This is a genomic window from Mycobacterium sp. NGS54, from assembly GCF_059812465.1.
In genome coordinates, this window is the sequence record NZ_JCALCS010000002.1 from 523,435 (window position 1) to 535,360 (window position 11,926).

The 11,926-nt window shown below is 70.9% G+C and carries 16 protein-coding genes; 5 read left to right on the forward strand and 11 right to left on the reverse strand.

Annotated elements, in window-relative coordinates:
* Window positions 1-9: 9 nt before the first annotated feature.
* From AC5Y5E_RS07090 to ruvC, 6 genes are all read right to left on the reverse strand, one after another.
* Window positions 10-684 (reverse strand): hypothetical protein, encoded by a 675-nt coding sequence (locus AC5Y5E_RS07090; RefSeq protein ID WP_499902275.1) that lies wholly within the window; start codon window positions 682-684, stop codon window positions 10-12.
* Window positions 685-810: 126 nt separating this feature from the next.
* Window positions 811-1,197 (reverse strand): DUF1304 domain-containing protein, encoded by a 387-nt coding sequence (locus tag AC5Y5E_RS07095; RefSeq protein ID WP_499902276.1) that lies wholly within the window; start codon window positions 1,195-1,197, stop codon window positions 811-813.
* Window positions 1,198-1,318: 121 nt separating this feature from the next.
* The gene (locus AC5Y5E_RS07100) at window positions 1,319-1,969 is read right to left on the reverse strand and encodes a hypothetical protein (protein ID WP_499902277.1); all 651 of its coding nucleotides are present in this window, start codon (window positions 1,967-1,969) and stop codon (window positions 1,319-1,321) included.
* A 69-nt stretch (window positions 1,970-2,038) separates the two neighbouring features.
* Window positions 2,039-3,085, reverse strand: a complete 1,047-nt coding sequence (ruvB, locus tag AC5Y5E_RS07105; RefSeq protein WP_499902278.1) for a Holliday junction branch migration DNA helicase RuvB — start codon at window positions 3,083-3,085, stop codon at window positions 2,039-2,041.
* Window positions 3,082-3,672: a Holliday junction branch migration protein RuvA gene (gene ruvA, locus AC5Y5E_RS07110; RefSeq protein ID WP_499902279.1), complete on the reverse strand. Its 591-nt coding sequence runs from the start codon at window positions 3,670-3,672 to the stop codon at window positions 3,082-3,084. The genes ruvB and ruvA overlap by 4 nt, the downstream gene beginning before the upstream one ends.
* Window positions 3,669-4,238, reverse strand: a complete 570-nt coding sequence (ruvC, locus tag AC5Y5E_RS07115) for a crossover junction endodeoxyribonuclease RuvC (protein WP_499902280.1) — start codon at window positions 4,236-4,238, stop codon at window positions 3,669-3,671. The genes ruvA and ruvC overlap by 4 nt, the downstream gene beginning before the upstream one ends.
* Window positions 4,239-4,382: 144 nt before the next feature.
* Between ruvC and AC5Y5E_RS07120 the strand changes: the two genes are divergently transcribed.
* From AC5Y5E_RS07120 to AC5Y5E_RS07140, 5 genes are read left to right on the forward strand one after another with little or no spacing between them, the layout of a single operon-like run.
* The gene (locus tag AC5Y5E_RS07120) at window positions 4,383-4,994 is read left to right on the forward strand and encodes a DUF4178 domain-containing protein (RefSeq protein ID WP_499902281.1); all 612 of its coding nucleotides are present in this window, start codon (window positions 4,383-4,385) and stop codon (window positions 4,992-4,994) included.
* A 10-nt stretch (window positions 4,995-5,004) separates the two neighbouring features.
* Window positions 5,005-5,511 carry a DUF2617 family protein gene (locus AC5Y5E_RS07125; protein ID WP_499902282.1) on the forward strand — a complete coding sequence of 169 codons (507 nt, stop codon included), beginning with the start codon at window positions 5,005-5,007 and terminating at the stop codon, window positions 5,509-5,511.
* Entirely contained in the window at window positions 5,508-5,939 is a 432-nt protein-coding gene (locus AC5Y5E_RS07130; protein ID WP_499902283.1) for a DUF4247 domain-containing protein, read from the forward strand. The genes AC5Y5E_RS07125 and AC5Y5E_RS07130 overlap by 4 nt, the downstream gene beginning before the upstream one ends.
* Window positions 5,940-5,972: 33 nt before the next feature.
* Window positions 5,973-6,428: a DUF350 domain-containing protein gene (locus AC5Y5E_RS07135; RefSeq protein WP_499902284.1), complete on the forward strand. Its 456-nt coding sequence runs from the start codon at window positions 5,973-5,975 to the stop codon at window positions 6,426-6,428.
* Window positions 6,425-7,960, forward strand: coding sequence for a polyamine aminopropyltransferase (locus tag AC5Y5E_RS07140; protein WP_499902285.1), 1,536 nt, complete (start codon window positions 6,425-6,427; stop codon window positions 7,958-7,960). Before AC5Y5E_RS07135 ends, AC5Y5E_RS07140 begins: the two co-directional genes overlap by 4 nt.
* Here the strand turns inward: AC5Y5E_RS07140 and AC5Y5E_RS07145 are convergent.
* From AC5Y5E_RS07145 to pdxS, 5 genes are all read right to left on the reverse strand, one after another.
* Window positions 7,957-8,571 (reverse strand): class I SAM-dependent methyltransferase, encoded by a 615-nt coding sequence (locus AC5Y5E_RS07145; protein WP_499902286.1) that lies wholly within the window; start codon window positions 8,569-8,571, stop codon window positions 7,957-7,959. The genes AC5Y5E_RS07140 and AC5Y5E_RS07145 overlap by 4 nt on opposite strands.
* A complete protein-coding gene (locus tag AC5Y5E_RS07150; RefSeq protein WP_499882006.1) occupies window positions 8,568-9,323 on the reverse strand; it encodes a YebC/PmpR family DNA-binding transcriptional regulator in 756 nt (251 codons plus the stop codon). The genes AC5Y5E_RS07145 and AC5Y5E_RS07150 overlap by 4 nt, the downstream gene beginning before the upstream one ends.
* Window positions 9,324-9,459: 136 nt before the next feature.
* Window positions 9,460-10,056: a pyridoxal 5'-phosphate synthase glutaminase subunit PdxT gene (gene pdxT / locus AC5Y5E_RS07155; RefSeq protein ID WP_499902287.1), complete on the reverse strand. Its 597-nt coding sequence runs from the start codon at window positions 10,054-10,056 to the stop codon at window positions 9,460-9,462.
* Window positions 10,053-10,889, reverse strand: coding sequence for an acyl-CoA thioesterase II (tesB, locus tag AC5Y5E_RS07160; protein ID WP_499902288.1), 837 nt, complete (start codon window positions 10,887-10,889; stop codon window positions 10,053-10,055). The genes pdxT and tesB overlap by 4 nt, the downstream gene beginning before the upstream one ends.
* Before the next feature lie 8 nt (window positions 10,890-10,897).
* A complete protein-coding gene (gene pdxS / locus AC5Y5E_RS07165; protein ID WP_499902289.1) occupies window positions 10,898-11,812 on the reverse strand; it encodes a pyridoxal 5'-phosphate synthase lyase subunit PdxS in 915 nt (304 codons plus the stop codon).
* Window positions 11,813-11,926: the final 114 nt, after the last annotated feature.

The window sequence follows — 11,926 nt, forward strand, 5'->3', positions numbered from 1 at the left end:
TCCGGAGACTCAGCCCTGCGGATGCGGCCAGCGCAGGTACGCCGCGTTCGGCGACCCCGCTTCGCGCTGGCGGCGCCAGCCACGCTCCATGCGGGGCTTGGTCAGCGCGCCCGACGACACCGCCGACGACTCCTCGAGGCCGGACGCATACGCAGGCTCCCCGCCCGGCGCAGCTGCATCGGACTCGCCATAGCCCAGTGATTCGACGTCGCGCGCGAGCCGGACGGCCGTGCGCGCCAGGACCACCCCGCCCACGAAGATGATCAGCGCGCCGAGACCCGAGAAGTAGGAAACCTCGAGCGCGGCCCGCTTGCGTTCGGTCGCGGCGATCGGGTCGCCGGCGGATCCGATGCCCAGCAGCGGAGCGATCTGCCCGCCGACCACGAACCAGGCGCCGGACAGCACCGCGAGCCAGCCGCCCAGCATCGCGGCGATGCGGTTGCCGGCGACGATCAGCAGCAGTCCCCCCACCACCGTGGCGCCGCCCGGGAGCACCTCGAGCCAGCCCCGCGCGGTCGTCCACGCCCAGTCGCGGTCGGGCGTGTACGCGAAGTTGAAGTGCGGACCGACGAACGGGATCAACGCACCCCAGGCGCCGAGGATCACCAGGATCAATCCGCTGATCGCGCCGCGCGAGCGCGGCATGGTCAACACGCCTGGATGGTCCCTATCTGCGTATTTCATTCCATCTCCTCAATTGAAGCCGGGCCGATTTCCGGCCCCCCGGGAGTACCCGACCCGGCCGCGATATAACACCGCGCGGGCAGAAGGAGCGGCAAAGCGTGACCAGTGGGGCTGCTGTTCCTGGTGTTACGAGGACAGGCCGAGCACCAGCAGCACGATGGCGATCACCGGCAGCGTGCCCTGGATCACCGCGGCGCGCGCCTTGTCACGCGCGGAGAACAGCAGCACCATCGCGGCGGCGGCCATGGATCCCACGCCGGCGAGAACGAGCGCGACGCCCACGGCCTTGTCGCCCATGATCACCGGGGGAATGCCGAGGATGGTGACGATCGCGAGAAACAGGTTGTAGAAGCCCTGGTTGAAGGCGAGCAGCCGGGTGGTCTCGGCCTCCTCGGGCGTCGTGCCGAAGATGGCGCGGGTGCGCGCCGAGGTCCAGGTCAGCGACTCCATCGTGAAGATGTACACGTGCAGTAGGGCGGCCAGCCCGGCGAACACCAACCCGGCGGTGATCATCGCTCCTCCTCGCTAGTCGAAGACCCAAGAACCATACCGAGCCGCCGTCGCCCTGGCGCGCAAAAAGCACCGGCGGCCCCTCAGGAACTACCGGTGCTCTCGCGCGGTCAGCGGGCTGGCACTAGACGCCGGCGTGATGGTGCCGGCGGAACAGGCCACCGCGGTGGAAGAAGCCGCCGCGGGCGGGCTCCTCGGCCCGCACGTCGCGAGGTGATTCGTCGTACCCGGCCGGTTCCGGTGCCGGCGTCGCGGCGACCGGTGCCGGTTCGGCCACTGCGACGTCCCGGACGTCGCGCGCATGCCGGACCGCGACGCGCGCCAGGGCGGCGCCGCCGAGGAACACGATCAGCGCGCCCAGCCCGGTGAAGTAGGTGACCTCGAGCAGCGCCCGTTTCAGGTCCGTCGCCGCCACCGGCTGGCCGACGTCGCCGATGTTCAGCGTCGCGGCGAACGCCCGGCCGACCACGAACCAGGCGCCGGCGAACACCGCCAGCCAGCCGCCGAGCATGGCGCTGGACCGGCTGCCCGCGACGAGCAGGATCAGGCCGCCCACCGCGGCGACGACGCCGGGCAACACCTCCAGCCAGCCTTTGGCGGCCGTCCACGTCCAGGCCGGGTCGACGGAATACGTCCACCTGATCAGGGGTCCGATGAACGGGGCCAGCGCCCCCCATGCACCCAAGAGGATCAGGAGCAGCCCGGACACCGCACCGCGGGTGCGTGGCATGTATGCCGTGCGTGGGCTTTCATAGTCAGGACCAGTGCGCCTCATCAGAATCTCCTCCGCCGAGCGGTTTGCTGATGCTGACGGGTACCCGGGTCGGCGGTGGCGTAACCGGCGCTAGTCGAAGAGGCCCGGTTGCCCGAGGCCGGCCGCCCCGGCGGGCGGGGTCAGGCCCAGGTGCGTCCAGGCCTGGGCGGTGGCCACCCGGCCTCGCGGGGTGCGCGCGACCATGCCCGCCCGCACCAAGAAGGGCTCGCACACCTCCTCGACGGTCGCGGGCTCCTCGCCCACCGCCACCGCCAGCGTCGAAACCCCGACCGGGCCGCCACCGAAGCCGCGGGTCAGCGCCGACAGCACCGCCCGGTCCAGGCGGTCGAGGCCGAGCTCGTCGACGTCGTAGACCGCCAGCGCGGACTTGGCCACGTCGCGGGTGATGACGCCGTCGGCGCGGACCTCGGCGAAGTCGCGCACGCGGCGCAGCAGCCGGTTGGCGATGCGCGGGGTCCCGCGCGAGCGGCGCGCGATCTCGGTGCCCGCGTCGGCGCCCAGCTCGATGCCGAGGATCCCGGCGGACCGGGCCAGCACCCGCTCCAGCTCGGCGGGCTCGTAGAAGTCCATGTGCGCGGTGAATCCGAACCGGTCGCGCAGCGGGCCGGTCAGCGCGCCGGACCGGGTGGTCGCGCCGACCAGCGTGAAGGGGGCCACCTCCAGCGGAATCGACGTCGCCCCAGGCCCTTTGCCGACCACCACGTCGACCCGGAAGTCCTCCATGGCCAGGTAGAGCATCTCCTCGGCGGGCCGCGCGATGCGGTGGATCTCGTCGATGAACAACACGTCGTGCTCGACCAGGTTGGACAGCATCGCGGCCAGGTCGCCGGCCCGTTCCAGCGCCGGGCCGGACGTCACCCGCAACGACGAGCCGAGCTCCGCCGCGATGATCATCGCCAGCGAGGTCTTGCCCAGCCCCGGCGGGCCGGACAGCAGGATGTGATCCGGTGTGCCGCCGCGGTTCTTGGCGCCCTCGATGACCAGTTGCAGCTGCTCGCGCACGCGCGACTGCCCGATGAACTCCCGCAGCGAGCGGGGCCGCAGGCTGACGTCGATGTCGCCCTCGCCGACGGTCAGCGCCGGCGAGACGTCGCGTTCGGAGAAGTCGTCGCTCACCGGGACTTACCCAGCAGGGACAGGGCGGCCCGCAACGCGCTGGACGTCGTCGCGTCGTGATCGCCGGCCAGCACCTTGTCGGTGGCCTCCTCGGCCTGCTTGGCGGCGAAACCCAGCCCGACCAGCGCCTCCACCACGGGGCTGCGCACCGCGTGGCCGTTGACCAGCGGTGCGCCCCCGGCCACGACCCCGCCGACCTTGTCGCGCAACTCCAACACCATCCGCTCGGCGCCGCGTTTGCCGATGCCGGGCACCCGGGTCAGGGCGGTGACGTCGCCGTCGTGCAGCACCTGTCGCAGCGTGGCGGCGTCGTGCACGGCCAGCGTCGCCATCGCCAGCCGGGGCCCGACCCCCGACACCGACAGCAGCGTCAGAAACAGGTCGCGGGTCTGCGCGTCGATGAACCCGTACAGCGTCATCGAGTCCTCGCGCACGACCATCGCGGTGATCAGCCTGGCCTCGGTCCCCTGCCGCAGCGTCGCCAGCGTCGACGGCGTGGCGTTGACCCGGTAACCGACGCCGGCCGCCTCGATCACGACGTGGTCGAGCGCCACCTCGAGCACCTCACCGCGCACCGATGCGATCATCGGGCGACCGCCTTGCGCTTCGCCGCCAACTTGGCCCGGTAGGCGTGCCGTTGCTGCGCCGCCAAGGCCTCCGCCTTGGCCATCCGGGCGATCATCGGCGCCCGCCAGCTGTGGCAGATCGCCAGCGCCAGCGCGTCGGCCGCGTCGGCCGGCGTCGGTTTCGTCTGCAGCGCAAGGATTTTGGTGACCATCGTGGTGACCTGCGCCTTGTCGGCCAACCCGTTGCCGGTCACCGCGGCCTTCACCTCGGTGGGGGTATGGAAGTGAACGTCGATGCCGCGCCGGGCCGCCGCCAGCGTAACCACGCCGCCGGCCTGCGCGGTGCCCATCACCGTCGACACGTTGTGCTGGGAGAACACCCGCTCGATGGCCACCACGTCCGGCCGGTGGGTGTCCAGCCAGTGCTCGACGGCATCGCTGACGGCCAGCAGCCGCTTGGTCAGCGGCGCGTCCGACGCGGTACGCACCACGTCGACGTCGAGCGCCACGACGTTGCGCCCGCCGCCGCTCTCCACCACCGCCAGGCCGCATCGGGTCAGCCCCGGGTCGACGCCCATCACGCGCATTTGCCGGCTCCTTCGTACGAACAGCTGTTCGATAGCCTAACCGGCGGCACCGACGGCACCCGGCAGGACACGCTGCCACCGGGTAAAAGCTGTTAACTTATAGCCTCACGTTCGCTCTAGCAGTGCGGCAACGGAAGGTTTGGCGTGGGAACACTCCTGCTCGTCCTCGCGGCGGTGCTGTTCATCGCGTCGGTCGTTGTGCTGGTCATCGCTTTGCGGCGGCCCAAGAAGCCTGCCCGCTCGGCCGGGCGTGCCGATCCGCTGTCGTTCAACGCCATGCCGCAGTTCGGGCCCCGCCAACTCGGGCCCGGCGCCATCGTCAGCTACGGCGGAGTCGACCTGGTGGTCCGCGGGTCCGTGACGTTTCGCGAGGGCCCGTTCGTGTGGTGGGAGCACCTGCTGGAGGGCGGCGACCAGCCGATCTGGCTGAGCGTCGAGGAGGACGACGGGCGCCTGGAGCTGGCGATGTGGGTGACCCGCAAGGACCTTTCGTTGCAGCCGGGCGACCAGTACGTCATCGACGGCGTGGCGTTCCACGAAACGGAGCGCGGCCGGGCGTCCTACACGACCGAGGGCACCACCGGCCTGCCCGCCGGCGGTGAGATGGAATTCCTCGACTGCACCAACGCCGACGAGACGGCCCTGCTCTCCTTCGAGCGCTGGGCCCCGGACATGCCGTGGGAGGTTTCGACGGGCAAGTCCGTGGTGCCCGGCGAGTTGACCGTCTACCCAGCGCCCCCACCCTCCTCGCCGTAGGAGCGCGTCGGTGCCCCTCCATCAGCTCGCCGTGACTCCGGCGGACGTATCCGGGGAAAGGCTGGGGCTCGCGCTCAACGCGCCCGCGCCGGCGCCGCTGGCCACCTGTTCCCTCGAGCATCCCGGCGGCGGCGCGCTGCTGCTCGGTGTGCTCGGCGCGTCGCATGTCGTCGCGGTCGAGCACGCGAAAGGCCGTTTCTCCGAACAGGTTTCGTGCACCGCCCGCGGCATCGGCGGCGACCTGCCGCGGCGCACCGACGCGCCCGGTTACCGCCTGCGGTCGCGCACCGAGACGCACGACGAGGCGAGCTTCCGCCGGCTGGCCGGCGAGCTTCGCGAACGCTGCGCGCGGCGGCCGGGCTGGCTCGGGGGCACCTTCCCCGGCGACGACGCCGCGCTGACCGCCCTGGCCGCCGAGCCCGACGGCGCCGGATGGCGTTGGCAGACCTGGCATCTGTACCCTCGGCCGGGCTCCGGCGGCGTGGTGGTGCACACCGACAGCCGGTGGCGCCCGTGAGCCGCAACCGCCTGTTCCTGATCTCCGGGGCGCTGGCCGTCGCGGCCGTCGTGTCCCTGGTCTTCGGAATCATCTTGCAGCAGAAGGACATCGGGTCCTACATCGCGAGCCACTACCACGAGTACTCCCACGACGTGAACGGAACGCGCTACCAGTGCAGCGGATCTCCCGATCAGGTGGCCGACGCGCTCGCCGACTATCAGGCCCCCGAGGCGCGCGCCGCCAACGGCGACAGCGAATACCTGCGCTACAGCAACAACATCGTGATCGTCGGGCCCGACGGCAACAATCCGTGCAGCATCCGCGTCGAACCGCTGAGCGCCGGATACAGCCACGGCGCGTTCATCTTCCTGGGCCCCGGGTTCTTCCCCGGATCCCCGTCGGGCGGCGCCGGCGGCACTCCCGGTGGCCCCGGCGGGACCAAGTGACGACCTAAGGCAGTAAACGCAAAGGAGACAACGATGAACCTCGCCGTCGAGATCGGCAATGTCGACGTCAATCCCGTCTTCAGGGGCGCGGTCGCGACGATCCTCTATTTCGCCGTCGGGATGGCGGTGCTTTTCGTCGGGTTCTACATGGTCGACTGGCTGACGCCGGGAAACCTGCGCCGACTGGTGTTCATCGATCGCCGCCCCAACGCCGTCATCGTCGCGGGCGCGATGTACATCTCGCTCACCGTCGTCATCATCACCGCGATCGCCAACAGCTACAGCCAGCTGGGCCAGGGGCTGCTCGGTGTGGCGGTGTACGGGCTGATGGGCGTGATCCTGCTGGGGATAGCGCTGCTGGCGATGCACCTGCTGATCCCGGGCAACTTCCACGAGCACATCGACGAGCCCACCCTGCACCCCGGGTCCTTCGCGGTCGCCCTGATATTGCTGGCCGTTGGAGGGGTGACCGCCGCGGCGGTGTCATGACGTCCCAGGGCCGTTGGCGCGCGGTCCTGTTGGCCGCCGTGGCGGCCTGCGCGGCCTGCGGCATCATCTACGAACTCGCGCTGCTGACGCTGTCGGCCAGCCTCAACGGCGGCGGCATCGTCGCCACGTCGCTGATCGTCGCGGGTTACATCGCGGCGCTGGGCGCGGGCGCGCTGCTGGCCAAGCCGCTGCTGGCGCACGCGGCGATCGCCTTCATCGCCGTCGAGGCGCTGTTGGGCATCATCGGCGGCCTGTCGGCGGCCGCGCTGTATACGGTGTTCGCGTTCCTGGACGGTTCGACCGGCTCGACGTGGGTGCTGGCGGCGGGCACGGCCCTGATCGGCGGGCTGGTCGGCGCCGAGGTGCCGCTGCTGATGACGCTGCTGCACAGCGGGCGGACGGCCGGCCCCTCCGACGCCGGCCGCACCCTGGCCAACCTCAACGCCGCCGACTACCTCGGGGCGTTGCTGGGCGGGCTCGTCTGGCCGTTCGTGCTGCTGCCGCACCTCGGGATGATCCGCGGCGCGGCGGCCACGGGCATCATCAACCTTGCGGCGGCGGGGATCGTGGCGGTCTTCCTGCTGCGCCGCATCGTGTCCGGGCGGCAACTGGCCACGGCGCTGTGCGCGCTCGCCGCCGCGCTCGGACTGCTGGCCACGCTACTGGTGCGCTCGACCGACATCGAAACCACGAGCAGGCAAAGGCTTTACGCCGACCCGATCGTCGCCTACCGGCACACCGCGTACCAGGAGATCGTGGTGACCCGGCGCGGCAACGACATGCGCCTCTACCTCGACGGTGGCCTGCAGTTCTCCACCCGCGACGAGTACCGCTACACCGAAAGCCTGGTCTACCCGGCGCTGGGTGGCGGCGCCCGCTCGGTGCTGGTGCTGGGCGGCGGCGACGGCCTGGCCGCGCGCGAACTGCTGCGCCAGCCCGGCGTCGGCAAGATCGTGCAGGTCGAACTCGACCCCGCCGTCATCGAGCTGGCGCGCACCACCATGCGCGACGCCAACGGCGGCTCGCTGGACAACCCGCGCGTCAAGGTCGTCATCGGCGACGCGATGACCTGGCTGCGCGGCGCCTCGGAAACCGGATTCGACGCGGTGATCGTCGATCTCCCCGACCCCGACACGCCCGTGCTGGGCCGGCTGTACTCCACCGAGTTCTACGCGCTGGCCGCCCGCGCGCTGGCGCCCGGCGGGCTGATGGTCGTGCAGGCGGGCAGCCCGTTTTCCACGCGGACGGCGTTCTGGCGCACGGTGTCGACGATCCGGGCCGCCGGCTACGCGGTCACGCCGTATCACGTGCACGTGCCGACCTTCGGGGACTGGGGCTTCGTCTTGGCGCAACGCGGCGACGTCGCGCCCGTGCCGCGGATGCCGCCCGACGCTCCCCCGCTGCGTTTCCTCAACCAGCCGGTGCTCGACGCGGCCACCGTCTTCGCCGGCGACATCGGGGCCCGCCCGCTCGAGCCGTCGACCCTGGACAACCCGCGCGTCGTCGAGGACATGCGGCACGGCTACGACTAGGGCGACTGGTCCGCCCGCACCACCCACACCGCGGCCCGGCCTTGGGGACGCTGGTCGACGCGCACGTCGACAAAACCCGCCGCCCGGCACTGCGCCGCGAACGATTCGGCCTGCTCCTCGGTCCAGCCGTGGCTGGCCAGGCCCGTGGCCCCGGGCTCCACGCGGCGCTCCAGCACCAGCAACCGGCCCGACGGCGCGAGAGCGCGACGCAGCTCGGCGAGCCCCGCGGTGACGTCTTTCCAGTGGTGCACCGTCTTGAGCGACCACGCGACGGTCGCCCAACCGTCGGCGACGGGCAGCGCCTCGGCCCCGCCTGGGGACCAGGTGATCCTTTGGCGGTCGCGCGTCACGGCGCGGGCCAGACGCAACATCACCGGGGACGGGTCCACCCCGACGACCCGCGCACCCCGCGCGGCGGCGGCCCGCGCGGCATTGCCTGGGCCACAACCGATGTCGAGGACGCGGTCGGCGTCCGACACCCCGGCAAGATCGACGGCCAGGCGCGCGTTGCCGCGACCCAAGACGAGTATGCCGAGGGCGGTCACCAGACCGATCGGGCCGCCGAAGCCCGCGTGGTCGGCGTGATGGTTGACGACGGGTGGCTCGGTCACTCGTCGTCGAGGGCGGCCAGCACCTCGTCGGAGAGGTCGACGTTGGTGTAAACGTTCTGCACGTCGTCGCTGTCCTCCAGCGCGTCGACGAGCTTGAATACCTTGCGCGCGCCGTCGAGGTCGACGGGGACGCTGACCGACGGCTGAAAGCTGGCCTCGGCCGACTCGTAGTCGATGCCGGCGTCCTGCAGCGCCGTGCGCACCGCGACCAGGTCGGTCGGCTCGGAGATGACCTCGAAGCTCTCGCCGAGGTCGTTGACGTCCTCGGCGCCCGCGTCGAGCACGGCGGTCAGCACGTCGTCTTCGGTCAGGCCGTTCTTCTCCAGCGTGACCACGCCCTTGCGGGAGAACAGGTAGGCCACCGACCCGGGGTCGGCCATGGTGCCGCCGTTGCGGGTCATCGCGACCCGCACCTCGCTGGCGGCGCGGTTGCGGTTGTCGGTGAGGCACTCGATCAGCACCGCCACGCCGTTGGGCGCGTAGCCCTCATAGGTGATGGTTTGCCAGTCCGCGCCGCCGGCCTCCTCGCCCGCGCCGCGCTTGCGGGCACGCTCGATGTTGTCGTTGGGAACCGAGGTCTTCTTGGCCTTCTGGATCGCGTCGTAGAGCGTCGGGTTGCCGGCCGGGTCACCGCCGCCGGTGCGGGCCGCGACCTCGATGTTCTTGATCAGCCGGGCGAACTCCTTGCCGCGGCGGGCGTCCTTGACGGCCTTCTGGTGCTTGGTGGTGGCCCACTTGGAATGGCCGCTCATCGGTGTTGCTACCTCTTCTTTTGCATTCTGGTGCTCGATAACTCGCCCAACGAGTCTACGTGGCGCTAGATGCGGCCGAGCGTCACGCCAGCGTGGCTCTCGCGGCCGAACGTCACGCCAGCGTGGCTGTCGCCCGTCAGGCCTCGCCCCGGACGATGTCGACGAACATGTGGTGGATGCGACGGTCGCCGGTCATCTCGGGGTGGAAGGCGGTCGCCAGCATCGGGCCCTGCCGCACCGCGACGACGTGCCCGGCCGCGCGGGCCAGCACCTGCACCCCGTCGCCGGTCCGCTCGACCCAGGGCGCGCGGATGAACACCGCCCGCACCGGCCCGTCCAGGCCTGCGAACGGTATGTCGTCCTCGAACGAATCCACCTGACGCCCAAAGGCGTTGCGCCGCACCGTCATATCGATCGCGCGCAGCGGCAGCGCCTGCCGCCCCCGGGCGCCGGCGTCCAGAATGTCGGTAGCCAGCAGGATCATGCCGGCGCACGCGCCGTAGGCGGGCAGCCCGTCTGCCAGTCGCCGCCGCAACGGCTCGAGCAGCTCCAGGTCGAGCAACAGGTGGCTCATCGTGGTCGACTCCCCGCCGGGAATCACCAGCCCGTCGACCGCGTCCAGCTCCTCGCGGCGGCGGACCGGCATCGACTCGGCCCCGGCCTCGCGCAACGCCGCCAGGTGCTCGCGGGTGTCGCCCTGCAGCGCCAGCACCCCGATCCGGGGGGCGCTCACGGCTGGTACCCGCGCCGGTAGCGGGTCAGTCCCTCCTGCATGACCGCCGCGACCATCTCGCCGGTCTGGGTGAAGATCTTGCCCTGGCACAGCGCGCGACCGCCGCTGGCCGACGGCGACGACTGGTCGTAGAGCAGCCACTCGTCGGCCCGGAACGCGCGCATGAACCACATCGCGTGGTCCAGGGACGCCACCTGCAGGTGCTCGCGCACGTCGAGGTGCGTGACCTGCGCCGACCCCAGCAGCGTGAGGTCGCTCATGTAGGCCAGCGCGCAGATGTGCAGCACCGGGTCGTCGGGCAGCGGGTCGCGGTGGCGAAACCACACCTGCTGCTGGGCGGCCTTGACCGGCGAGAGCTGCAGCTGGTCGCGGGGCACGATGCACACGTCCCACTCCTCGAACTGCTTGAACCCGGCGTCGTCGAACACCTTGATCGAGTCCAGGCCGGGCAGGCCGTCGGGCGGCGGCGCGGCCGGCATGGGGTCCTGGTGGTGGATGCCCTCCTGATCGGCCTGGAAGGACGCCGACATGGAGAAGATGGTCTCGCCGTGCTGGATGGCGTTGACGCGCCTGGTCGCGAACGAGCCGCCGTCGCGGATGCGCTCGACGAGGAAGACCGTGCGCTCCTTGGCGTCGCCGGGCCGCAGGAAGTAACCGTGCAGCGAGTGGACCTGGTAGCGCGGGTCGACGGTGCGCACCGCCGAGACCAGCGACTGTCCCGCCACATGGCCGCCGAAGGTGCGCTGGAAATATCCCGACTCCGGGCTGAACACGCTGCCGCGGTAGATGTTGACCTCGAGTTGCTCGAGATCGAGGATCTCTTCGATCGCCACGGGCCGTTTTACCAGCCGCGTTCGGCCAGGCGATGCGGCTGCGGGATCTGCTCCACGTTGATGCCCACCATCGCCTCGCCCAGCCCGCGCGACACCTTGGCCAGCACGTCGGGATCGTCGTAGAAGGTGGTGGCCTTGACGATCGCGGCGGCGCGGTGCTCGGGCGCGCCGGACTTGAAGATGCCCGAGCCCACGAACACCCCCTCGGCACCGAGCTGCATCATCATCGCCGCGTCGGCCGGGGTGGCGATGCCGCCGGCGGTGAACAGGGTGACCGGCAGCTTGCCCGCCCGGGCCACCTCGACGACGAGCTCGTAGGGTGCCTGCAGTTCCTTTGCGGCAACGAACAATTCGTCCTCGGACAGCGACGTCAGGCGGCGGATCTCGCCGCCGATGGCCCGCATGTGCGTGGTGGCGTTGGACACGTCGCCGGTGCCGGCCTCGCCCTTGGAGCGGATCATGGCCGCGCCCTCGCCGATGCGCCGCAGCGCCTCGCCGAGGTTGGTCGCGCCGCATACGAACGGCACGGTGAACTTCCACTTGTCGATGTGGTGGGTGTAGTCGGCGGGCGTCAGCACCTCCGACTCGTCGATGTAGTCCACCCCGAGGCTCTGCAGGATCTGCGCCTCGACGAAGTGGCCGATGCGCACCTTGGCCATCACCGGGATGGTCACGGCGGCGATGATGCCCTCGATCATGTCGGGGTCGCTCATCCGCGACACCCCACCCTGGGCGCGGATGTCGGCGGGCACCCGCTCCAGCGCCATCACCGCGACGGCGCCGGCGCCCTCGGCGATGCGGGCCTGCTCGGGCGTGACGACGTCCATGATGACGCCGCCCTTGAGCATCTCGGCCATGCCGCGCTTGACGCGCGCCGTGCCGGTCTGGTTGGCCTGGCCACCATTTGCCTGGGCGGTGTCCACTTCTCTCCTTCGCTCCGTCAATGCCTGCACCAGTCTAGTGGTGGCCAACAAACCGGTTTTTCCAGCTCGGGGGCCGGACCTGTTCTAGGGTCGGTTACTTAGCGAGAAAGAACC